The following is a 22,106-nucleotide window of genomic DNA, read 5'->3' on the forward strand; positions in this document are numbered from 1 at the left end:
CGGGCGCGTGCCGGTCGGAGTAGCGATGCGCAAACGCCTGGTCCCGCCCGCCTCTTCCGGTACCGAACTATCGGGCGTCGATCCCGCGCCTCCGCCGAACACCGGAGAGGCTGTCTCAGCCTGGTTTGCGGCATTCCAGCGTCCCATCTGGGAAAAGCGCCTCGCGATCAAGGTCGCCGCCGCCTTCGCGCTGATTGCTGCCGGCGAATGTGCCGCTCTGATCGTGCAGAGCGCACACGGCGGCCCCCGCCCCTATTTTGTCGAGCATGACGAGAAAAGCGGTGCGGTGTGGGTTTCCGACCGCTACGCGGAGACCTACTCGGTCACTGCCGCAAACAGGCGCTACTTCCTCGTGAAGTGGGCCTCGCGTGTGTTCACGATCGAGGCCGACAGCCAGGACACGCTCACGCGCCAGATACCGGCGGCATTCGGCTGGACGTCCGGCGCCGCGACGCAGGAACTCGAAACGTACATCACCGTGACCGACCCGGTTGCACAGCGTGTCGTGCAGACGCCTGGGCTCACCCGCGAATTCGTTGAGAACTCAACGTCGTTCTCGCCGGACGGTCAGGTTGCCTACCTGATCTTCACGCTGATCGAGAGCGTGAACGGCAAGCCGTCCCGGCCGAAACAGATGCTGCTCACCGTCAGCTTCCTGCTCGCGCCGGAAACGCTGAGACCCGACGAAGAGAAGGACAACCCGATCGGGCTGCGCATCACTCATTTCAGCCTCACGCCCTATGCGGGCGTCAACCCGGGAGCCACGCAATGAAGCTCGTCGTCTCTGCCGCGTGCGGCGCAGCACTGTTCACCGCGTGCCTGAGCACAGCCTGGGCACAAATCACGGCGTCGGGGGCCGCGTCTGCTGCGCCGTTGCCCGCGAGCGCGGTGACAGCCATTACTCCGCAGTCCACAGCAAATACACAGCACACCCCGGCGGCGCGTCCGCGCGCCTCCCGTCCGTCCACATCCCGCGCCCACGTCAATGGCCCCTACCCCGCACCCGACGATTCGTCGCTCGTCGTCTATGACTATGATCCCGACTACCGGTATCCGGTGCCGGTGCGCACGAACGAGGAAACCCACCTGGTCTTCGGTCCTGACGAAGAGGTGGTCGGCGTCTACCTGTCCGACACCGGCAAGCGCTGGCTCGAACATACCGCGCTCACGAAGCGCGACGTGTTCATCGAAGCGCGCCTGCCTGCACTCGACAATGCGGCCACGGTCATCACGACGCGCCGGCGCTACGAACTGGACCTCCGGTCATCGGACAGTAACGCCGCGTACCAACGCGTCTCCTGGCATTACCTGGACACCGACGCGCAGATGACAGCGGGACAGGTCTCGCCGTTCGGCATCGAGTACCCGGGCAACGTTCCCGGCGCTAATTCAGGCGGGCAAACAGACGTTGCTGGACAGCCGGGATCGTCCACATCAGGCGACGTGCGCGCGGCTGGCCCCCGTATCACGCTCGATCACGCGAACTTCGACTATCGGGTCGAGGGTAGCGCGCCCTTCGCGCCCGTGACCGTATTCGACGACGGGCGCTTCACCTATCTGCAGTTTCCCCACCACGCCGAGCTTCCGGCCATCCTCGTGATGGACGAAAAAGGACAGGCTGAGATCGCGAGCTTCATTCCGCTGGGCAACGACTTCTTCGAGGTGCAGCAGATCACAACGTATGGCCTGCTGCTCAGACGTGGGAAGGAGGAAGTCCGGGTCTTCAACGGTCGAGGGCATGGATGCGGCCTGTTCGGCTGTGATTCGGCCCGCATGAAGAACATCTACGGGAAGTCGTGACCATGGCCGCTCCAGAAAATAGCGGCGCCCCGCTCACACAGGAACCCGCGAAACTCACGCGCATTCGCCGCGACCTCGCCAGGACGCTGCTCGTTGCCCTGTGCTCGGCGCTGCTCGCGATCGTCCTCGTGCATGCGCTGTCCCATCCGCACGAGACTGCGGCCGAACGGCGCGAGCGCGAGCAGATCGAGGCGGATGCCCGGCAGCCGAAAGCGTCTGCCGATGCGATCCGCAGGCGCCTCGAGGACCAGCACAACCTGGCCCTGGCTCGCGCGGGTGAGGCCGCGTCCGGTGCCAGCGCCCCGCTGGGCGGCACGCCGCTCGACGGCATTCCCCAGGGCACGCCCGGGGACGATAGAGGTCCCCTTCCGCGAAACTATCGGGATGCCGACCATTCATCCGGGACCGGCGACGCCGATCGCCTGGCACTGCAGCGGCAGATCGAGGCCATGCAGAGCCAGTCACTCGTCGCTTACGAAGATACCGGCGGTGGCTCCGCCGGCGCTTCCGCCGCAAAGGATCTTTCGCCCGAGCGCATCGCCGATGGCCTCTCGCAACTCTCGACGCGGCAGACTGCTCCAGACAATTCATCGGCGGGCAGCGGTCATGGAACGGCGTCGTCGGGGCCTTCCTCCCTGAGCGTCTCCAGTACAACTGACCATCGCAACGCCGACTGGGTCAGACAGCAGGGAGAAGGGAACAACGACGAGGCACCGCTGGTCCCGGTCCCGATCACCTCACCTTACATGGTGATGGGCGGCACGCCGGTTCCCACCGTGATCCTGCAGGGCGCGAAGAGCGACATGCCAGGCACCTTCCGCGCGATGGTCGATCGGGACATCTACGACAGCATCGACGGAGGCTGCAGGCTGATCCCGAAAGGCACCCGGATTCTGGGCCGCACGAATAACGATGTGGCAATCGGTCAGGACCTGATGCTGATGGCCGCGACCCGGATGATCTTCCGCCACGCCTCGATGCGGCTCGACGGGCTGACCGGCAACGATCCCGACGGGGAAGCCGGCGTGACCGCCGACGTCAACAATCATTTTTTCAAGATCTTCGGATCGACGTTCCCGATCGCCGGCGTGGCGGCCTGGATCGGTCACAACCAGGGCCAGTCGAGTGGCACAACGATCAACATCAACGGCGGCATGTCGACCGACCTGTCTGAAGCTGCAGCGCAATCGCTGTCCCAGACCACGCAGACCATCCTTCAACGCAACATGAACATCCAGCCGACGCTGCGGCTGGAACCGGGGCAGCGCATCACGTTCATCACCCAGCGGGACATGATGCTGCCGCCCAATGTGACTGACGGGAGCTGCCATCGATGAAATACGCCACCGCCCTGTTTTCTGCAACCGTCCTGATCGCCGGATGCCTGCTTCAGTCCGCCTGCGCCGAACCACCGCCCCTGGCAGGACCGCTCTACGATTTTGACTGGCGTATGAGCGGAGCAACCGAAATCCGGCCATACCAGGTATTCGATGATGGTCAGAGGATCTATCTGCAGTTTGACGATCCGAAACACGTACCCGCCATATTCGCCGACATGCCGGGCGGCCTCGTGCTTCTGCGCTGGCGTCCGGACCCGCCCTACGTGATCGTCGACCGCATGGATCCCGCGCTTGTTTTCCGCGCTGCAGGCCAGGAAGCACGGGCTGTACGGAAGACGCCGGGCGGCCCGCCCCGTGCGGCTCACTTCGGATCCGTTCGACCATCGGGGGAAACTGCGGTAAGCGACCCCCAGCGAGCCAATGGTACTCCGGACCCAGATATCAGCCGTTGATTCGGACGGATAGTGCTGGCACGCAACTGCCAACCCGAACTCACAGGCAGCGTCCCGGGCGCGCTCGATGAGACGACCCGCATTGGTGATACGACGGTGACGTTCGAGCGGTATGCCCGTACGGACCGGCCCACATCCGCTGGGCCAGACGCAGATGGTCACAGCCGGGCTGGGACTGACTTGGCAGCGAGGCCGTCCGGCCCCGGTCATTCTCGTCTCAATTCCGCCTAGGGCAAGCACTGGCATGGCGCCAGACGCAAGACGGGCATGACGCACATTGCCATCGCGAAAACACTTGACGGGAAGTCGGTCAACTGGATGGAACCGATGGCAGATACGCGGTATCTGGCAGATCAGCCGGGGTAACGCAAGCCGTCACGCAACACCGTAAAAGCCGGTGAACTCTGGCGCCGGCTCGGATAGTAGAGGTGATATCCAGGGATCGGTGGGCACCAGTCCGGGAGCACACGTATCAATGCGCCATCCCTGATATGCGCCTTTACCAGATCCTCGGGCATGTAGGTCAGGCCCATGCCCTTCAGGGCCGCGTCGAGGCGCATGGCGATGTTGTTGAAGACGAGCTGGCCTTCGACGCGCACCTTCAGTTCTTCCCCCTTCTTTTCGAACTCCCAGGGAAAGATGCCGCCGTAAGTCGGCAGGCGGATGGCAATGCAGTTATGCCGGACGAGATCGCGCGGGGTTCTGGGCCGCGGATGCCGGGCGAAGTAGTCCGGAGAACCGACCACGGCCATCCGCACGTCGGGACCGATGCGCACTGCGATCATGTCTTTCGCCACCTGCTCGCCCAACCGGACGCCGGCGTCGTAGCCCTCGGCCACGATATCGGTCAGGCCGTAGTCCACGATCACCTCGATCTGGATATCCGGGTGGGCCGGCAGGATTTTCGCGAGTGCGGGCTGCAGGATTGTGACCGCCGGATGTTCGCCCGCGGTGATGCGCAACCTCCCCGCAGGCTTGTCCCGGAACCGGCTGAGCAGCGCGAGCTCGGTATCGATTTCCTCGAACCGTGGAGCCACCACACGCAGCAGGTGCTCTCCCGCCTCCGTGGCCGAAACGCTACGAGTGGTGCGAGCCAGGAGCCGAATGCCGAGCCGCTCTTCCAGTTGCCGCATGGCCCGGCTCAGCGCCGGCTGCGACATGCCGAGCCTGGCCGCTGCTCGGGTGAAGCTGCGCTCGCGCGCCACGATCGCAAAGATCGCGAGTTGCTCGTAACCCTCGACCGACATTTATACGCTCCGGTTATAAACCCTTTCCGATTATGCCATCTAGTGTCGACAATCGTTGGGGTCTAAAGTTGCCTTCACCGGAGGACATCATGAACACACGCAAACTCGGCAACAGCCAGCTCGAAGTATCCGCCATTGGCCTCGGCTGCATGGGCCTGAGTCACGGCTATGGGCCTGCCACGGACACCAGGGAGGCCGCGTCGCTGATCCACTCCGCGGTGGACCACGGCGTGACCTTCTTCGACACCGCCGAGGTCTACGGCCCGTATCTCAACGAGGAAGTGGTCGGTGAGGCGCTTGCCCCGGTGCGCGACAAGGTGGTGATCGCCACCAAGTTCGGCTTCACCTTCGGCGACGATAACAAACAGCAGATCCTCAACAGCCGGCCAGATCACATTCGTTGGGCCGTCGAAGGCTCGCTCAAGCGCCTGCGCACCGACCGTATCGACCTGCTGTACCAGCACCGCGTCGATCCCGCAGTGCCCATCGAGGATGTGGCCGGTACCGTCCGCGATCTGATTGCCGAAGGCAAGGTAAAACACTTCGGCCTGTCCGAAGCGGGTGCGCAGACTATCCGCCGTGCCCATGCCGTGCAACCCGTCACGGCCCTGCAGAGCGAGTATTCGTTATGGTGGCGCGAGCCCGAGACGGAGATCCTGCCGACGCTCGAAGAGCTTGGCATTGGCTTCGTGCCGTTCAGCCCGCTCGGCAAGGGGTTTCTGACGGGTGCCATCAAGCAAGGTGCGACTTTCGGCAGCGACGACTTTCGCAGCAAGGTGCCCCGCTTCTCGCAGGAAGCGCTCAAGGCGAACCAGACGCTGGTGGACCTGCTCGGCAAGATTGCCACGGACAAGGGCGTGACGCCTGCCCAGATAGCACTGGCGTGGCTGCTCGCGCAGAAGCCCTGGATTGTGCCGATCCCCGGCACCACCAAACTACACCGGCTCGAAGAGAACCTCGGCGCTGCATCGGTGGAACTGTCCGGTGACGACCTGCGCATGATCGCCAGCGTTCTGGAACAGGTCCAGATCCAGGGCGACCGCTACCCCGCCGCGCTACAGGCGCGCGTGGGGCGGTAGGTCAGGAGAAGCCTCGATGTCATTGCCCGCGGACCATTTCCGCCGAACGCTCATGACCGCACTCGCGACGCTTCCCCTGACCGGCATCGCGGCAACGTCAGGTTCGGGTAGTGAGCAGCGACGCACCGGATCGCGCACGCTCGTGGCCTACTTTTCCCGCTCCGGCAACACGCGGGTGGTCGCCGGCCTGATCCATCGATCGCTCAACACCGACCTGTTCGAGATCCGGCCTGCCTTGCCTTATCCGGAGGACTATCTGGCGACGGTAGAACAGGCGCGGCAGGAGCGCGACAGTGGCCGTGAGCGCGCGCTTCAGACCGGCGTGTCCAACATGAAGGACTACGACACAGTGTTCCTGGGGGTCCCGATCTGGGGAGAAACCACGCCGCCGGTCATCCGCGCCTTTCTTTCGGCACACGATCTGTCCGGCAGGACGCTGATCCCCTTCATCACTCACGGGGGCTACGGCCTCGGGAACAGTCAGTCGGTACTCGCCAGCCACGCGCCTCGTGCAAAGCTGCGCAGTCCGTTCGTGATGGAGGCGGATCAGGAGCGCAGGACGATGAATTCCGTCAACGAGTGGCTCAACGAGGCCGGCCTGACCAGAGCATCCGGCGCGTCCTGAGCACACCACATGCCGCCCTCGACTTTCAACACAAAGGATCAACCATGCAGGACGTAACACTGAACAACGGAATGAAGATGCCGATCCTCGGCTACGGCGTCTTCCAGATCGCCGACGAGGCGGAATGCGAACGCTGCGTCGTCGATGCGGTGCAGGCAGGCTACCGCCTCATCGACACCGCTGCATCGTACAAGAACGAAGAGGCGACCGGCCGCGGCCTCAAGCGTTGCGGCATACCCCGCGACCAGCTTTTCGTCACCAGCAAGCTGTGGGTGGAGGATGCAGGCTACGAACGCGCCCGCGTGGCTATCGACAAGTCGCTCAAGCGTCTGGGCCTGGACTACCTCGACCTGTTCCTGATCCATCAGCCATTCTCGGACGTCCACGGTGCATGGCGGGCGATGGAGGAAGCCTACCGCGCGGGCAAGCTTCGCGCGATCGGCCTGAGCAACTTCCAGCCGGATCGTCTCATGGACATCGCGTGTTTCAACGAGGTGAAGCCGGCCGTCAACCAGATCGAGGTCAATCCCTTCCACCAGCAGGCTGAAAGCGTCGATTTCATGAACGGACTCGGCGTGCAGCCGGAAGCGTGGGCGCCCTTCGCCGAAGGACGGAACAACCTGTTCGGCAACGAGCAACTGGTCGCGATTGCGCAGCGCCACGGCAAGACCGTGGGACAGGTCGTACTGCGATGGCTGGTTCAGCGCGGCATCGTCGCGCTCGCGAAGTCCGTGCGCCGCGAGCGGATGCTGGAAAACCTGGCCGTCTTCGACTTCGAGCTATCCGAAGACGACATGCAGGCAGTCGCAACGCTGGAGACGGGCAAGAGCAGCTTTTTCTCGCATCGCGATCCAGCAATCGTGAAGTGGATGAGTGAACGAAAGCTCGACCTTTGACGGGCTATCGGGCGGCCCATGAGTGTAGACATGATGCCAGGGTCGCCGCGATCACGAAGGCCTCCAGGGTTCGGAGAAGCCCCCGCGCGACGGCTGGCGCCCAAGGCTCACGTCGTCCTGCCGCTTACCGACACGACGGGCAGAACGCATTGCGGGCGGAAACTGGAGACCGAGCCACCGCAATCGCGGTTGACGTCCGCAATGTGGCGCAATGTTTGGGCGTGCCCGACCTGCCGCTGAATGATGCGAGGTCAGGCTTTCTGCGGGCCGAATGCTCGCGGACGCACGCAAAGCGGCATCCGGGTTAGCGAAGCCACTGGCCACCCCTGGCCGCAGTGCACTCATCATCGGAGTGACGATGGTCTCAGCACCAGCGTCATGCACAGGCAACCAGGCAAGCTGATGCTGTCAGTCCCGTGCCTCGCCGGCATCGGCCACTACCGGCCGCTGTCGGCAGAGCGGTCGTTCGTCTGCACGGCAGTTTGTCGCCGGCTCTACGGTCCTGGCCGCGAGCGTATCGAGACCGTCTCCGGGCTGCGCACGCAGAGTGCGGGCGGTGACGCCCAGCGCCGGGCCATTGCTCCACCGAAACCATTGCGGGCGACATTAGTGACCATCATCTGCCTTATGTCCTGGTCGCCATATCTTCAGGATTGCTGCGGCGGTCCAGCGAGGTATTGCTCGTCGGTCACCGGCTCCAGCCACTCGACGTTCTTGCCGTCCAGCGCTTCCTGGATCGCGATGTGTGTCATGGAGGTCGTCGGTGACGCACCGTGCCAATGCTTGTGGCCCGGCGGACACCAGATCACATCGCCAGCGCGGATCTCAACGATGGATTCGCCTTCGCACTGCGTCCAGCCGCAACCCGCCGTCACGAGCAAGGTTTGACCAAGCGGATGCGTATGCCAGTTCGATCGCGCGCCAGGCTCGAAGGTCACGCTTGCGCATGACACCCTGGCCGGAGGCGGCGGAGCGTTTAGCGGGTCGATGCGCACCGTGCCGGTAAACCATTCGGCAGGTCCCTTGATCGACGGCTGTGAGCCGGGTCTCTTCAATTCCATGACGCTCCTCAGTTGTCTGCCTTCCTGACCACGAAAAGCTCCCTGAGCTTCGACACGGTCGACATTGCATTGGGCCAGCCGGCGTAGAACGCGAGATGCGTGGTGAGTTCGACGAGTTCATCCTGCGTCACACCGTTCTCGATGGCGCGCGGAATATGGAAGTTCATCTGTTCGGTCTTGCCGAGCGCAATGAGCGCAGCGCAGGTCACCAGACTGCGGTCGCGCTTCGACAACTGCGGACGCTCCCAGACATCGCCGAACAGTACTTCATCGCTGAGCTCGGCCAGCTTCGGCGCCAGATCGCCGAACGACTGGCGCGCGGCTGAGGGCTTTTCGGACATTCTGCTTCTCCTTCATTGGCCATGAACCAATGCCATTGTGGAGGGGCCCGTCGCCGTCGACTAGGCGCTAGAATGAGCTAGGACTTATGAACAGGGTTCATCAATGCTGCGCGAAAACATCTCGGATATTCTCGCCTTCATCGCAGTCGCCCAGGAGGGCAGCTTCACCCGTGCGGCGGCGAAACTCGGGGTCACGCAAAGCGCGTTGAGCCATACGCTGCGCGCACTCGAAGCGCGGATGGGCGTCCGGCTTCTCAATCGCACCACCCGCAGCGTGGCGCCGACTGCCGCCGGCGAGCGGCTGTTGGGAACCGTCACGCCGCGCCTTGAGGAGATCGAGGCCGAACTCACTGCTGTGGTCGAAACGCGTGAGAAGCCCGCCGGCACCATTCGTATCACCGCCACCGACTATGCTGTCGATACGGCTCTCTGGCCACGCCTGTCCAGCGTTCTGCCCGACTATCCGGACATCAAGGTCGAATTCGTCGTCGACTATGGCCTGTCCGACATCGTCGCGGACCGTTTCGATATTGGCGTGCGCTGGGGCGACCAGGTCGCGAAGGACATGATCGCGGTTCGCATCGGCCCCGATATGCGTCTGGCAATCGTTGCTTCGCCGGATTATCTTCGCAAACACGCAACTCCGAGGCAACCCAAGGACCTGCTCCAGCACAACTGCATCACACTGCGACTGCCGACGCGCGGCGGCCTGTACGCGTGGGAGCTGAAAAAAGGAAAGAAAGAAATCCAGGTGCGTGTCGACGGACAACTCACGTTCAATGGCACGTACCAGATGCTGAACGCTGCGATCGACGGCGTCGGCCTCGCGTTTGTTCCCGACGACCTCGCGCAGCCCCACGTCACAGCCGGGCGGCTCAGGTACGTGCTCGAAGACTGGTTCCCGACCTTTCCGGGGCTCCACATCTTCTATCCGACCCGCCGTGAATTTTCGAAAGCACTCGCTGTCGTGGTGGATGCGCTGCGTATCGGCGCTCGCGCGGGGGAAAATGACATAGGCCTCGATCGCAATGCCAGCGGCCGGTCAAAGTCGGTTTCACGGTGAATGCGCCCATCGAACGCGCTATGCGCAGCGGCTCAAGGTTCGTTCAATACTGGTAGCAACGCTTTCCGTATCGATTCACGCCACAAGCAAACGCTTCTGCACGCGGAGCAGTCCTGGTTCATCCGCTGCGACGACGCTCCATGTCCGGGATTCCACAATTGTTCCGCGCTGCGTGCGATAAGCTGGCATCTGTAGCAACGCCGTGCTCTCGTCCACTTCCAGCAAACGCCCGGTTACAAGCATGCCGTCGCTGAACTCCACCAGTATTTCATCGGCCGGTGACAGTCGTGCGCTGCCGGGCGCTTCGAGGGTACGCAACAGTGAGCCAGGGTATAGATGCGTGTGGTTGGCAGAAAAACGCCAAAACATGAGAGCGCCTCCACTGCGTCCAGCGATATCCGTTTGCATGACACCAATCGTGCGACGGATGACTTCAGCGAGTTTCGCCTCTGCTCCGGTCACCGCCGGATGAATGTCCGTCCGAATGGTGGCGCTTAATTTTCGTCTCCGAGCCTGCCCGGAATGTCCATCTGTTGATGAAGAATACGGACGACGTCGATCAGCGACGGGGATTCCCTGAAAAACACAACATGCATTCCAACCAGCGCTTTTCTGTAGCCTTCGCGCACGTCTTGGGCAGACAGGCTCGGTTGGGTGCCGTCGGCGAGGCCAACAACGGCACTTTCGATGCTCAGGATGTAGCGCTCTGCCTGCGCCTCCCCCCATCTCGCGGCCGTGTAATCCCAGATGTCATCAAGGTCACGTTCGGCCGCTGGCGAGAGAACATACGCTCTCATGCGGCCTTGTTCCGCTTGCCCGCGACGTACCTGCGAAAATCAAACGGGCGCGACGGCCCAGATTGTTCGCCTTCGATCAGCGCGTTTCGCAACGCCTCCAGCCTGGCTTCTTCGGTCTCGAGCAGGCGCAGGCCGGCGCGCACAACGTCGCTCGCTGTGCTGTAGCGGCCGCTGCGCACACGGTCATCGACGAATTCCGAAAAATGCTCACCAAGCGTGAACGATGTGCTTTTGCTCATGACGCGCACCTCCTGCATCAAGAATACCAGTTTCTGGTATTCAATGCCCGAAGTTGCCTGCCGAAGGTTGCCAATCCAATGCGGCAACGCACCCGAGCCGTTTCCGGATCGCCGGTGCAAACTGACGAAGCGCCTCTTTGTCGGAAACGAACGCCGCTTTTCGTGCGTCAAAGCGCCTGCAGGTCAACCCCGGCTTTTCCGCAGATATCATCAGCCCCTTTTTTCAGCCGTGTATCAGGTCGTCGCGTCACGCGCAGCCCGCGCCTGGAGTCCGGCGAGCTGGGCGAGCGCGTCCGCTGCCCGGTCTGCCGGTACAAAGATGTGATCGTGGAAGGCCGCGGCAACGACGTTGCAACTGATACTCGCCTTCGTCAACACCTCTGCCACCGCTGCAGTCAGTCCGACCGCCTGAAGATCGGAGTGAACCGTCAGCGTGATCCACGCCGCCCTGAAGAGCACCGGTAATCCTTCTCGCAGTGCCGTTGGCTCATCAAGGATGACCGTCAGCCCCTCGCGCTCACGAAACGTTGCAACAGGGGCGAGCCGCGATACGTCACTATCGGCCTGAACCGTCGAAAAAACGTAGGCACCTTCGTTCAGCTCTGGCTGCATCGAGGCCAGCAGCAAGGCAAGATCCGAAACCGGTTGGCTCACGGGTGTTCCTGTCGGACAAAGGTCAATAGGTGGAACGCCAGCGGGCGCCCCTGGCAACGTCGTCGAGCCATTGTGACTGACGCGTACAATTGTCACTCATAGTGCGTGCCATCATAGAGCGTGGCCTCAAACAGGTCAAATCCGTAGGCTTCGATATCTTCCTGACCGAGATGTCGATGCAGTACGACCCCCTTGCCCTGTTTGGAAAACGCCTGATTGCACTTCGCAAGGCGCGCGGCTGGTCACAGGAGCGTCTCGCGCTCGAAAGTGGCCTGGCCCGGTCGTACATTGGCGGCATTGAGCGCGGTCAGCGCAACATCGCTCTCTATAACATCTGTGTGCTTGCCTCCACACTCGGGATTTCGCCTGCTTCCATGCTCGATTTTGATGAGCCTGCGTGACATTGCGTTGATGGCTGGGCATCCTGGTCCAGCTTTGTGTATCCCCGCTCCTGCAACCGATTAACGCAATGATATTAATTTGGTTTCCGAATTATCCATTGGGGAAGTGGCCTTGATTTTTCCGCGTGGCCGCCTATGATTCCGGTTTGAAGTCGCCGCTGGAACCCGTCCAGCATCCTTTGCAGTACCGTCGCCCGTGCGACACCTTTTGCGGTTGTGCTTCGTCCCATCGTCTGGATCACCGCAGGTCTTCTGACCCGAAGCTCTCTCGTTGACCCGTCTGGGGAATTGTCATTCCCCGATGCGGGTACTGGCGATTCCCCTTTTTTCGTTCTGGAGAATCGTCATGAACCACCCTGTCGAATCCCGCAAGTATTTCGATCTTCATCTGCGCGGCCTCGGATATCTGTCCCGCGTCCGCGATGTCACGACCCGTGGCAATGGCCGCAGCAAGGCCAAGCCCTTCCTCGCATGCTCGATCTCGGCGTTTCATGGCGATCCGAACATCGAAAATGGCATTGTCTACCTGCCCCTGGACCTGATCGTCTCCGGCGAAAAGGCAAAGGAGGCAGTCCGCTCCGTCATGGAAGAAGCCAACGATCCGGACGTGAAAGTGCTCGTTGCCTTCCGGTCTGGCGATCACTATATCCGCACCTTCGAGCGCACCGGCAACCGCGCCGGCGAAACAGGCGCCGTGCTCAAGGGGCGTCTGCTCAAGCTCTTCTGGATCAAGGTGGACGGCCAGGAAGTCTGGCGTGACGAAAGCGACGACGCCGGGACCGGTGCCGATGCTGATGCCGATACCTCCCGTGAGCCCCGCAACGGGCGTGAGCCATCGACAGGTCACCGCGATGACCACGATGTCCCCGAGGCTGGAGAGCCGGTCGACGCTCGCGAGCGCGACGAGTCTGGCGAAAGCGCCCCGGCAACCGGACGCGCCGCACCGCGCACCAACCGCTATCCGCCGCTGCGCCGCCTGGGTGGCGGCAACGTCCGCCAACCTGCTGCCGGCAATCGTTAAGCGGCAACCCGCACATCCCCCGCTCCGCGCGGGGGATTCGTCTTCACGCCGGCCCTTGCCGCCGGCTTTCCGGAGCGATCTACACGAGCCGTTCCGGAAAGCGGGTGCAGGCCCGTGGCTCATCTCCCGGGTCCCACGGTGGCCCCATTGCGCCGTGCCGTTTGTGCCGGACGAATCGTACCGGCCCAGACAAAAGCCTGGCGGCGCACTGCCCGCCAGGCGTTATCCGTGAGTCGCCGCGCCAGTCAATGACGGATAACCATTTCACTGCCGGCATGCCAGTTGCAAGCCCGTCCGTCGTCACGAGAGGCGACACGTTTTGCAGTCCTGTCCGGCGCCTCTGTCTGCGCGGCTGCACCTGGCGAATCCGCCGGGTCCGGATTGTCTTTCTCGCCATATGTTTGCGGGACCGGAAAGCCTGGCTGTCGCCTTTCCCGGGGCAGCCTCCGCGGTCCGCCGCATCCCACTCTCATGCCGGTCAGTCCCGGAGCTGCATTGCCGCGGCTGATGGCGTTCGTTTAGTCCAACCCACGCGGGGAATGCGCTTCCCTGCCGGGGGAGTCGTCCTCCGCATTTCTGGAGGATGTCATGAGTTCAAGCACCGAAACACGCCGCATCGTGGCCACCCTCGTGCCCGAGGAACACCGCATGGAAATCCTGCCGCGCTATTTCGGCAGGCACATGATCCTCGGTGAGAATGCTGTCTACACCGCCATGGAATCGCTTTGCGACGCCTATTGCCACGGATCCTGGGACTACGTTGAGCTGTCCAACGGCACGTTCTACATGGCGCCGCGCGGGGACGGCCCGCTTAACATCAGTTGTGGTGGCAACGGCTATGCTGGCGAGATGAGCCGCGACGCCGCCGGCATCGTGGCCACGCTCTTCGCACTCAACGCCATGGCATGGTCAACCGAAGACGAGACATTCACTGATCTCTATCACCGGCTGCTCGCCTTTGTACCGTCTCACGCTGAGGCACGCGAGATCTTCGCCGCCATCGACTGACGTCTCACCACTCCTTTCCCCCTCGCGGAACGCAGCCCGCAGGGGCGCGTCTCCGCCATTCTCCCGGAGACAATCATGCCAACCTGCGCACTCCTCGCTTCCCGGTCATCCGGCGAGCAGAGCCTCTTTCGCCAACCTGGCACACAGAGCCATACGGCGATCTGGCCGGATGAGGGCCGCGATTCGCAGCCGCCCGTTTTTGCGTGCCGCGACGGCCGCTCCCTGCGGCGCTACGCCGATCACAATGTCGACCTCCCCGACGGCCTCTATCTCGGACTCTTCAACGGACGCGACGCACCGTTCACGGCCTCGCTCGCGCCCGGGTTCGACGGCCCGCTGATCGGCCGGCTGCGTTACTGCCATACGGTCGAAGCGCGTGAATTGAAACTCGAGTTCCTCGATCCCTTCGAAGGCCGCGTGTTCTTCCCCGACATGAAAGTCGTTGCCGGACCGGGCGGCCACGCCCCGACGGGCAGCGCCACTCTACCGGTCCAGCTTGGGCTGAGTTCCGGCGCGATTGTGTTCGACGACCGTTACTTCGCCGACTGGACGATCTTCATCATCAGTTCGGTCCGTACCGTCATGGGTCGCGACCTGCGCTCGCAGCAACGGGTGTGACGGCGGTTCTAGCGCTGTCGCAGCTTCTCTCCTTCCTCTGCACCGGCTACACGGTGCGTTCCCAGCGAGGCATCGACCCCGCACGGGAATGATGCCCCGCTTCACTTGATGAGGTGCATCATGGGATGGCTTTTTGGTCATGGACAGACCCGTTCGCAACTGATCGAACGTCTGACCCGTTACGAAGAACACAGCGGTACGACACGCCGTTGTCTGCGTCACTGCACCAGCGGCAACGTGCTCTGGACCGTGTGGGAAATCGCCCGGCCGGATGAGACGCCGATGCGCTACATCGGCTGCGATCTGCTCGCGTGGGATAAAAGCTGTGCGGGCTGGGGTTACAAGGACATGTGCGAGGAAATGCACCCGTTCTATTACTCGTGCCCCCTGGTCTACCTTGACATGGTTCCACCCGCTTCGCCCGAATGGCGCGAGCAGGTCCGCGCCTGGCACGCAGCACGCTCGCGCGCACTCGTACCCGGCGACATCCTGACGCTCAGTGGACTGTCGATCAGCGAAGCCGTCGTGGTCAGCCGGCGGCACCGCACCTGGATCGTCGAAAGCGGCGGCCGGCTCTTCCGGTTTCCGCCACGGCTCTTCCGTCACATCACTGCGCAGCGGCGCGCGGATGAAGCCGCCACGCAGCCCGCTTCGTAACTCATTCCAACCGTTCCGATCATTCGGAGCGCGCCGCCTGGCTCACGTGCCAGGCGTCATTCCAGGCGCGCCCGCGAGAGGCGTTTGCGTGGAATGATCCGTTCCTGCTGATCTGCCCGATGCAGATCCGTGCGTCGCTACGTCAGGCGACATCTGCAGCTGCCTTCCGGCGCCCCTGTCTGCGCGCTGCCTGCCCGCCATCGATACCGACAGGCGGACAGACGGAATTCATCCTCACCTCATCTTTCCCAACCGGCGGGACGCCATGCCCGCCAGGGACGCCCCGCCTCACTTCGTGGAGGCATCATGATTTCCCTTTCCGGCACGCTCGACGTGCGCACCATCAAGGGCAGCAACGGCCCGTTCCAGGTTGGCGAGCTCACGACATCCGTCGGCGAGTTCAAGGTCAAGGACAAGGTCCTCGAGCAGTTCGAGCCAGGCGCCTACACCGGCACCTTTCTGATCGACAAGATCTATCCGCATAGCTACGTGTGGTACGGCAAGGTCACCGTCGAGATCCGCGCGAGGCTCGCCGATGTGCAGCTCGACAACGACGAGCCGTTCAGCGAAATGGGACAGGCGCCCGCCTCCACTGAACCGGATCCGGCCGATGAGGAACGCGCACCGGGTGTAGTTGCTCATGCACCTGCTGATGAAGCCTCAGTCTCTGCTCAGGCGGGTACCGACTCGGGCGAACTGTATCTGCCCGACCTGTTCGGCACAGAACTGGCCGACCAGATCGTCGCCGGCGAGCCCGTGAAGCTCGACCCCACTGTCGAGCGCGGCGTGTTCCGTCAGCAGCGCGACCAGCTTCGCGCATTCGGCTACGCATTCCAGGCGTCCACGCAGACCTGGATGAAGGCCTGATTTTCCGATCACGGGCGTGCCGGGATGTTTGATCCGTCGGCACGCCCATCCGTCTGCATTCCAAAGGAGTTTCATATGGCCCTGATCTTTCCCCGCCTCGCCAGAAATTTCGTGAAGAACGGCTATTTTCCCACCGACGCCGTCACGCTTGGACGGATCATTCCCGCCCTTGCGCTGGCCGACCCCGACCGTCCCGCGCGGCTGCTTGATCCGTGCTGCGGCGAAGGCGCCGCGCTGCACGACCTGAAGAACGCATTCGTGATGCAGGCGACCACACCTGACACGCTGCGGGCATTCGGCGTCGAGTATGACCGTGAGCGTGCATGGCATGCGAAGGACGTGCTGGACACCGTAGCGCACACCGACGTCCACGACATGTTCATCACCGCGCGCAGCATGGGCCTGCTGTTTCTCAATCCGCCCTACGGCGACGTGGTATCGGACAAGGCACAGACGGGTGAGCGTCAGCCGAATCGCCTCGAGAAGCTCTTCTATATGAAGACGGTGCCGTGGCTCGCATTCGATGGCGTGCTCGTGCTGATCGTGCCGCATTACGTCATGGATCGCGAATTCGCGACCATGATCGCCCGCAACTTCGCCCACGTCGCGGTGTTCCTCGCGCCCGACCAGACGTTCAAACAGCTTGTCCTCTTCGGCGTCAAACGACGCGCTGATGGTGTCGACAGCGCACTGGCTGCCCGTCTCGCCCGCATCACCGAAGGCGAGTTGCCGCCGGAGCTGCCTGAGCACTGGACAGCAGACCGGTACTGCATTCCTTCGACGGCGGGCGACCACGCCTTCATGTCCACCCGGATCGACGCACCGCAGCTCGAGCGCGAACTGGAACGCCTGCAGGGCGCGACGCTCTGGCCGCAGTTTGCCACCCTGTTCGCCTCGAAGGCCGTCGCACCACGCCGGCCACTGCGCGACCTGTCTGACTGGCATCTCGCGCTCGCACTGGCCGCCGGACAGATCACCGGCGTAGTCACAGGCGCCGACGGCACCCGCCTGCTCATACGCGGCGACACCATCAAGCAGAAGGAACAGGAAGTCCAGATCGAGGAAACCGACAGGGGCGACATCCGGACAACGATCCTGATGCGAGACCGGTTCGTTCCGACGATCGCGGGCATCGACTTCACACCCGGCCCGAATCTTGGCCGCATTGTCACGATCCGCTGACGCGGATGACTTCTTCGACCCCGCGGGGCCTCGCCCCGCAGGGGTGGGTTCCGCCCTGACAGGACACGCACCATGCCTGATACACATCACACTCAGGAGCCGCTTCCCGCCTTCATGGTGGGCTACAGCCTCGACCTGACTCACCGCATCGTCGTCGGCATCCGGGCAGCAAACACTGGCGCCGCCCGCGCCATTGCGCACGCAGCATTTGACGCTGGCACGCTCTGGGATGACACGCCCGACAGACCGCTCCTCTACGACAACGATGAGGAAATCGACGGACAGACCGTGCAGTTCGATGCCACGCCCGTTGCGACCTGGCCACCAGCGCATGAATCCGTGCTCGCCGCAAAACTGCGGAACGCTGCACCGCGTCTGCTTGCGCTGGCTCGCCTCATCGAGAGCCGGCTGCCGCTCGCGACCATGACCGGATCATGGCATCCCGAAGCCCTGCTGACGATGACGCTCACGGTCGGGCAGGCGCGCGATCTCCGCGCATTGCTGGAAACACTACGGGCTTGCTGACTGGCCGACCCTCATCTCAATGCCTTGCGCGCCCTGCCGGGGCGCTTTCCCGGCACGTCCCGACCGACGTTCGGGGAAAGCGGTTCCCGCCGCCACAGCGTTACCCGCTGGTCTGCCGGCAGCCGACCCGTCGTCGCCCGTTACGCGACACCTTCCGCAGTATCGCTGCAGCTTATTCCGGCGCCTTCGTCTGCGCGGCTGCGGCTTCCTCCGGGAAGCGCCGGAATTTCCTTCAACCCGTCCGGGCCCGTACCCGGTGGGTGCCCCGGACATTTATCTGGGAGCATTCCATGCTGTATCCCGTCAAGGAACTGCAGGACATCTTCGTCGACGCCTGCGTACGTGCCCCCGATGGCGAACTCGTCTTCATTTCCGTGTTCGGTCGTGATGGCGCCGTCCAGCAACTGTACGCATCGCTGCACCTCGGTATCCAGGAGGGCGGCATCCGCCAGATTACGCTGCTCGATCCCGACACCAGCCAGCCGCTGGCAGCGGTCCCCATCGGTGATCCACGCCGGCTCGACAAGTACAGCGGTCGTCTGCCGAAGGACAACCTGTTCGGCAACCTCGTCCATACGTGGATCTACGATGAATCGCTTCTCAACCCGTCAAAGGCAGCAGGCTCCGCCTGGCTGCTCGTCGACCGTGAAACCCAGGCACACGACATCGGGTCGCTCGAAGCGCGCACCTGGTTGCTGATCGAACAGCTCAGTCCGCTGCCGCTGCTGCCGCACTGGCGCGCCCCTGTCCTCGGCATGCTCAGGGATCAACTGGTGAACACCCTCGACCAGACACCCCACGCGCCGATCGGGCGCATTCATGCATCGAGGATTGTCCTGCCCGACGCGTTCAGCGAAGCAATTTCCGGCTGGGTTCGCGACGGCTCCCTCCGGCTCAACTGACCGGTGCGAGCCGGATCCCGGCCGGATAGCCGGCTCGCCTCTTTTTTCACCTACCTGCGGGACGTACGTGTCCCGCCAGGGGGCACGCTGCCCGCGCCTTCTGGAGCACATCATGGCCAACAACTACTACGACGGCACGGGCGTCCTCGTGCTCGATCACGTCACCCCTGTCATCAACGCACTGTTCGGTGCCTTCCTGCTCGACCCCGACTGGCCCGGCAACGGGCGGGCCTACATCGCCCGCCTGTCGGAAACCAACGATCCGACGTGGAGCGACGTCTGCAACGGGCTGATGGATCTCGCCGCACAACTTGACCTGCCCTGTCCGGAGGACGATGACGTCTCGATTGACGTCCTGCTCCGGCTGCTGGCTGGTCATTTCGGCGTCGGCAACGAGAATGGACCAGATCTCCGGGCCGACACCTTGCCGTCCGAAGACGACGCCAGTCTCGAAGCGCTCTTCATGATCGCACTCTGCCTCGACGACGGGCACGGGCTGCGCGCCATCCAGTTCGAAGGTTGCTGGCACAGCAGCAAGCCCCAGCTTTTCGAGTTCGGCGGTGACGGTGCGTACATCATCCGCGAGGTCATCCACTATGGCAACAGCCGCGAACCGGTCGAATTCGGACGTGACCTTCGCGAGGCGCTGGTTGCCCGCGATCTGGACCGTGCCACCGCCACGCTCGCAACGATGGTAAGGAAAACGCTCGCCGGCATCAGCGACGACGCTGCGCGCGAAACGCTCACCTTGCAGCTCACCGCATTGCTTCACGAAACCAGTAGCAATCCTGACTAGGTACCCCCTGATTGGGTCTACGCCCTTCTTTTCTTTCTCAACCCGCGCGAGAAGACACCGTCCCCCGCGGGGCGGTGTATCCGCGCGACTCTTCTTGTGAGGTCTTTCATGGAAACCCTTCAGGCAACACTCCAACCGGCCGGCATCCCCGATGATACGGGCGATACGGTATCAGACTGTGAAGCATCACCCGGCGAAGCTTCCATCATTGCATTGCCGGACTTTATCTCCAATTTCGGCGCAGGCCTGCTCGACACCGTACGTCGGCAGAATCCGTCCATCTACGACGGTCAACGCCCGGCTCACTGGGATGTCCTGCTCGACGGCCTCTCACGCCAGCCATTCCCGGCACAGCGCGAGGTCATACATGCGGTCACGACGCTGCTCACACAGCACGCCCCGGGCGGTGTCATCAACGCCGAGATGGGAACCGGCAAGACACTGATGGGCATCGGCGTCGCCCTCCTGCTTCATCACTGCGGTTTTCCGCGCACGCTCGTCATCGCGCCTCCCCACCTCGTCTACAAATGGCGGCGTGAAATCAAAGCCACGGTGCCCGGCGCACGCGTCTGGATCCTCAACGGGCCGGACACGCTGCGCAAGCTCCTGCAACTGCGTGTGATGCGCTCGAAGCCCGCAGTCCCGGAGTTCTTCATCCTCGGTCGCGTGCGGATGCGCATGGGATTTGACTGGAAGCCGGCCTTCGCACGGCGCGTCGCCACGCTCGACATGGAAACCGATGCGATCACGCGTGTCTTTGCCTGCTGCCCGTCGTGCGGCGAGTTCGTGGGCGATGAAGACGGCAATCCGCTGACGCCGACCCTGGCCCGCGCCGCGCTCAACGAAAAACGCCGTGCGTGCAGTTGCGGCGAGCGGCTGTGGACCCTGGCGCCCAAAGGCCAGGGGACACGATCGATGCGCGAGCTCGTCAAGGGCGCATTGCTGCAGATGCCCACCGTCGGCGAGAAAACTGCCGAACGTCTGCTCTTCCGTTTCGGCGAATCGATGCTTGCTGACATGCTTCAGGATAACGTGTTCGAGTTCATCAACCTGATGGACGACAGCGGCGAGCTCGTCTTCTCCGACCGGCAGGCCAGACGCATGGAACGCGCGCTGGCCCACACGGAAATCTCGTTCGGCCAGGGTGGCTATCAGGCGTCCGAATTCGTGAAGCGCTATTTGCCCCGGGGCTACTTCGGTCTGCTCATCGCCGACGAAGGCCATGAATACAAGAACGAAAACTCCGCCCAGGGCCAGGCAATGGGCGTACTTGCCCGCAAGGCATCGCGGACCCTGCTGCTCACCGGTACGCTGATGGGCGGCTATGCGGACGATCTCTACCATCTTCTTTATCGTCTGAATCCTTCGATGCTGATCGAGGACGGATTCAACTACAACGGCAACGGCTCGATGGCCGCGGCAACGATGGCCTTCATGCGTGAGCATGGCGTGCTCATCGATATCCACAAGCAGGTGGATGAAGGTTCGCACCGTACGGCGAAGGGCGATCGCAAGAGCGTCTCGACGGTCAAGGGTCCGGGCTTCGGCCCCAAGGGCATCATGCGGTACGTCGTGCCCTACACGGCCTTCCTGAAGCTCTCGCAGATCGGCCAGAACGTCCTGCCGCCCTACGACGAATCGCTGCTGCCCGTCGCGCTGTCCGACGACATGGCAGCCGCCTATCGAACGCTCGAATCGACACTCACATCGGAACTGCGTGCCGCACTGCGTTGCGGAGACAAAAGCCTGCTTGGCGTGGTGCTCAACGCGCTGCTCGCCTGGCCGGAATGCTGTTTCCGTCCGGAGCTGGTGCGACATCCACGCACGAAGCGGATTCTCGCCAGCGTGCCTGCCCTGCTGCGTGACGATCAACCCAGTCCGAAGGAAGCCGAACTGCTTCGCCTCGTCCGCGGCGAACTGCTGAACCGCCGGCGCACGCTGGTGTACACGACCTATACCGGCACACGCGACACGTCGGTACGGCTGAAGAATCTGCTCGATGCGGTCGGCGTCAGGGCATCGGTGCTTCGCGCGAGCGTTCCCGCAGAAAAACGCGAGGACTGGGTCGCCGACCAGCTGGAGCGTGGTGCAGAAGTCATCATCACGAACCCGGAACTGGTCAAGACCGGGCTCGACCTGCTCGAATTCCCGACCATCGCGTTTCTCCAGTCCGGTTACAACGTCTACACCCTGCAACAGGCTGCGCGTCGAAGCTGGCGCATTGGCCAGACCCTCGACGTGACGGTGCGCTTCCTCGGATACGAGGGTACGGCACAGATGCGTTGCCTGAAATTGATGGCACAGAAAATCGCCGTCTCGCAGTCGACCTCCGGCGACATGCCGGAATCCGGTCTCGACATCCTCAACCAGGGCGGTGAAAGCATCGAGGTCGCCCTCGCCCGCCAGCTCGTGAATCAGGAATAGCTGGCAGCACAAGGTTCTTCCGTCGCCCTTGGCATACCTGCATACGTCACTAAATTCGGGTACGCCTTCTTCTACACGCGGGCCGCACAGCCCGCTTCGTTTCTCCCCAAA

At 63.0% G+C, this 22,106-nt stretch carries 26 protein-coding genes; 19 read left to right on the forward strand and 7 right to left on the reverse strand.

Going from position 1 to position 22,106, the window contains the following annotated elements:
- Positions 1-25: 25 nt before the first annotated feature.
- The 4 genes from ACFPTO_RS04295 to ACFPTO_RS04310 are packed head-to-tail and all read left to right on the forward strand — an operon-like array spanning position 26 to position 3,592.
- The gene (locus ACFPTO_RS04295; RefSeq protein ID WP_377709705.1) at positions 26-772 is read left to right on the forward strand and encodes a VirB8/TrbF family protein; all 747 of its coding nucleotides are present in this window, start codon (positions 26-28) and stop codon (positions 770-772) included.
- Complete coding sequence (locus ACFPTO_RS04300) at positions 769-1,800, forward strand: TrbG/VirB9 family P-type conjugative transfer protein (RefSeq protein WP_377709706.1); 1,032 nt, start codon at positions 769-771, stop codon at positions 1,798-1,800. Before ACFPTO_RS04295 ends, ACFPTO_RS04300 begins: the two co-directional genes overlap by 4 nt.
- Positions 1,801-1,802: 2 nt before the next feature.
- On the forward strand, positions 1,803-3,137 hold the full coding sequence (locus tag ACFPTO_RS04305) for a TraB/TrbI/VirB10 family type IV secretion system protein (protein ID WP_377709708.1): 1,335 nt from the start codon (positions 1,803-1,805) through the stop codon (positions 3,135-3,137).
- Positions 3,134-3,592 (forward strand): TrbG/VirB9 family P-type conjugative transfer protein, encoded by a 459-nt coding sequence (locus ACFPTO_RS04310; RefSeq protein WP_377709710.1) that lies wholly within the window; start codon positions 3,134-3,136, stop codon positions 3,590-3,592. Before ACFPTO_RS04305 ends, ACFPTO_RS04310 begins: the two co-directional genes overlap by 4 nt.
- A 353-nt stretch (positions 3,593-3,945) precedes the next feature.
- Here the strand turns inward: ACFPTO_RS04310 and ACFPTO_RS04315 are convergent, their stop codons facing one another.
- A complete protein-coding gene (locus ACFPTO_RS04315; protein ID WP_377709712.1) occupies positions 3,946-4,839 on the reverse strand; it encodes a LysR family transcriptional regulator in 894 nt (297 codons plus the stop codon).
- Between the two features lie 89 nt (positions 4,840-4,928).
- Between ACFPTO_RS04315 and ACFPTO_RS04320 the strand changes: the two genes are divergently transcribed.
- The 3 genes from ACFPTO_RS04320 to ACFPTO_RS04330 are packed head-to-tail and all read left to right on the forward strand — an operon-like array spanning position 4,929 to position 7,439.
- Positions 4,929-5,918, forward strand: a complete 990-nt coding sequence (locus ACFPTO_RS04320; protein ID WP_377709714.1) for an aldo/keto reductase — start codon at positions 4,929-4,931, stop codon at positions 5,916-5,918.
- 52 nt (positions 5,919-5,970) lie between these two features.
- Entirely contained in the window at positions 5,971-6,543 is a 573-nt protein-coding gene (locus tag ACFPTO_RS04325; protein WP_377709716.1) for a flavodoxin, read from the forward strand.
- Positions 6,544-6,587: 44 nt separating this feature from the next.
- Positions 6,588-7,439 carry an aldo/keto reductase gene (locus ACFPTO_RS04330; protein ID WP_377709717.1) on the forward strand — a complete coding sequence of 284 codons (852 nt, stop codon included), beginning with the start codon at positions 6,588-6,590 and terminating at the stop codon, positions 7,437-7,439.
- 647 nt (positions 7,440-8,086) lie between these two features.
- Here ACFPTO_RS04330 and ACFPTO_RS04335 read toward each other — a convergent pair.
- Both ACFPTO_RS04335 and ACFPTO_RS04340 read right to left on the reverse strand, forming a co-directional pair.
- Entirely contained in the window at positions 8,087-8,500 is a 414-nt protein-coding gene (locus tag ACFPTO_RS04335; protein ID WP_377709719.1) for a (R)-mandelonitrile lyase, read from the reverse strand.
- A gap of 8 nt (positions 8,501-8,508) precedes the next feature.
- Positions 8,509-8,841 carry a carboxymuconolactone decarboxylase family protein gene (locus tag ACFPTO_RS04340; protein WP_377709721.1) on the reverse strand — a complete coding sequence of 111 codons (333 nt, stop codon included), beginning with the start codon at positions 8,839-8,841 and terminating at the stop codon, positions 8,509-8,511.
- Positions 8,842-8,944: 103 nt separating this feature from the next.
- Here ACFPTO_RS04340 and ACFPTO_RS04345 point away from each other — a divergent pair, with 103 nt between their 5' ends.
- Complete coding sequence (locus tag ACFPTO_RS04345) at positions 8,945-9,904, forward strand: LysR family transcriptional regulator (RefSeq protein ID WP_377709723.1); 960 nt, start codon at positions 8,945-8,947, stop codon at positions 9,902-9,904.
- Positions 9,905-9,979: 75 nt separating this feature from the next.
- Here ACFPTO_RS04345 and ACFPTO_RS04350 read toward each other — a convergent pair whose 3' ends face one another.
- From ACFPTO_RS04350 to ACFPTO_RS04365, 4 genes are all read right to left on the reverse strand, one after another.
- Positions 9,980-10,312 (reverse strand): hypothetical protein, encoded by a 333-nt coding sequence (locus ACFPTO_RS04350; RefSeq protein WP_377709724.1) that lies wholly within the window; start codon positions 10,310-10,312, stop codon positions 9,980-9,982.
- A gap of 86 nt (positions 10,313-10,398) precedes the next feature.
- The gene (locus ACFPTO_RS04355) at positions 10,399-10,701 is read right to left on the reverse strand and encodes a type II toxin-antitoxin system RelE/ParE family toxin (RefSeq protein WP_377709726.1); all 303 of its coding nucleotides are present in this window, start codon (positions 10,699-10,701) and stop codon (positions 10,399-10,401) included.
- Positions 10,698-10,940: a type II toxin-antitoxin system ParD family antitoxin gene (locus ACFPTO_RS04360; protein WP_377709974.1), complete on the reverse strand. Its 243-nt coding sequence runs from the start codon at positions 10,938-10,940 to the stop codon at positions 10,698-10,700. The genes ACFPTO_RS04355 and ACFPTO_RS04360 overlap by 4 nt, the downstream gene beginning before the upstream one ends.
- Positions 10,941-11,174: 234 nt before the next feature.
- Positions 11,175-11,594, reverse strand: a complete 420-nt coding sequence (locus ACFPTO_RS04365) for an ACT domain-containing protein (RefSeq protein ID WP_377709728.1) — start codon at positions 11,592-11,594, stop codon at positions 11,175-11,177.
- Between the two features lie 89 nt (positions 11,595-11,683).
- Between ACFPTO_RS04365 and ACFPTO_RS04370 the strand changes: the two genes are divergently transcribed.
- The 11 genes from ACFPTO_RS04370 to ACFPTO_RS04420 all read left to right on the forward strand — a co-directional run bounded on the left by ACFPTO_RS04370 (position 11,684) and on the right by ACFPTO_RS04420 (position 21,995).
- Complete coding sequence (locus ACFPTO_RS04370; protein ID WP_377709729.1) at positions 11,684-11,995, forward strand: helix-turn-helix domain-containing protein; 312 nt, start codon at positions 11,684-11,686, stop codon at positions 11,993-11,995.
- A 346-nt stretch (positions 11,996-12,341) separates the two neighbouring features.
- Positions 12,342-13,016, forward strand: a complete 675-nt coding sequence (locus ACFPTO_RS04375) for a DUF3577 domain-containing protein (protein ID WP_377709731.1) — start codon at positions 12,342-12,344, stop codon at positions 13,014-13,016.
- A gap of 588 nt (positions 13,017-13,604) precedes the next feature.
- Entirely contained in the window at positions 13,605-14,024 is a 420-nt protein-coding gene (locus ACFPTO_RS04380) for an antirestriction protein (RefSeq protein WP_377709733.1), read from the forward strand.
- Between the two features lie 75 nt (positions 14,025-14,099).
- Positions 14,100-14,642: a hypothetical protein gene (locus tag ACFPTO_RS04385; protein ID WP_377709734.1), complete on the forward strand. Its 543-nt coding sequence runs from the start codon at positions 14,100-14,102 to the stop codon at positions 14,640-14,642.
- 120 nt (positions 14,643-14,762) lie between these two features.
- Complete coding sequence (locus tag ACFPTO_RS04390; protein WP_377709735.1) at positions 14,763-15,299, forward strand: hypothetical protein; 537 nt, start codon at positions 14,763-14,765, stop codon at positions 15,297-15,299.
- 306 nt (positions 15,300-15,605) lie between these two features.
- On the forward strand, positions 15,606-16,166 hold the full coding sequence (locus ACFPTO_RS04395) for a DUF3275 family protein (RefSeq protein ID WP_377709737.1): 561 nt from the start codon (positions 15,606-15,608) through the stop codon (positions 16,164-16,166).
- Between the two features lie 75 nt (positions 16,167-16,241).
- Positions 16,242-17,348 (forward strand): DUF6094 domain-containing protein, encoded by a 1,107-nt coding sequence (locus ACFPTO_RS04400; protein WP_377709738.1) that lies wholly within the window; start codon positions 16,242-16,244, stop codon positions 17,346-17,348.
- Positions 17,349-17,420: 72 nt separating this feature from the next.
- Positions 17,421-17,873: a hypothetical protein gene (locus tag ACFPTO_RS04405; protein ID WP_377709740.1), complete on the forward strand. Its 453-nt coding sequence runs from the start codon at positions 17,421-17,423 to the stop codon at positions 17,871-17,873.
- Positions 17,874-18,163: 290 nt separating this feature from the next.
- Positions 18,164-18,775, forward strand: a complete 612-nt coding sequence (locus ACFPTO_RS04410; RefSeq protein WP_377709741.1) for a hypothetical protein — start codon at positions 18,164-18,166, stop codon at positions 18,773-18,775.
- 112 nt (positions 18,776-18,887) lie between these two features.
- The gene (locus ACFPTO_RS04415) at positions 18,888-19,571 is read left to right on the forward strand and encodes a hypothetical protein (protein WP_377709743.1); all 684 of its coding nucleotides are present in this window, start codon (positions 18,888-18,890) and stop codon (positions 19,569-19,571) included.
- 108 nt (positions 19,572-19,679) lie between these two features.
- Positions 19,680-21,995 (forward strand): SNF2-related protein, encoded by a 2,316-nt coding sequence (locus tag ACFPTO_RS04420; RefSeq protein ID WP_377709744.1) that lies wholly within the window; start codon positions 19,680-19,682, stop codon positions 21,993-21,995.
- Positions 21,996-22,106: the final 111 nt, after the last annotated feature.

The sequence above is a fragment of the Paraburkholderia denitrificans genome (genome assembly GCF_042655705.1).
Lineage (GTDB): Bacteria > Pseudomonadota > Gammaproteobacteria > Burkholderiales > Burkholderiaceae > Paraburkholderia > Paraburkholderia denitrificans.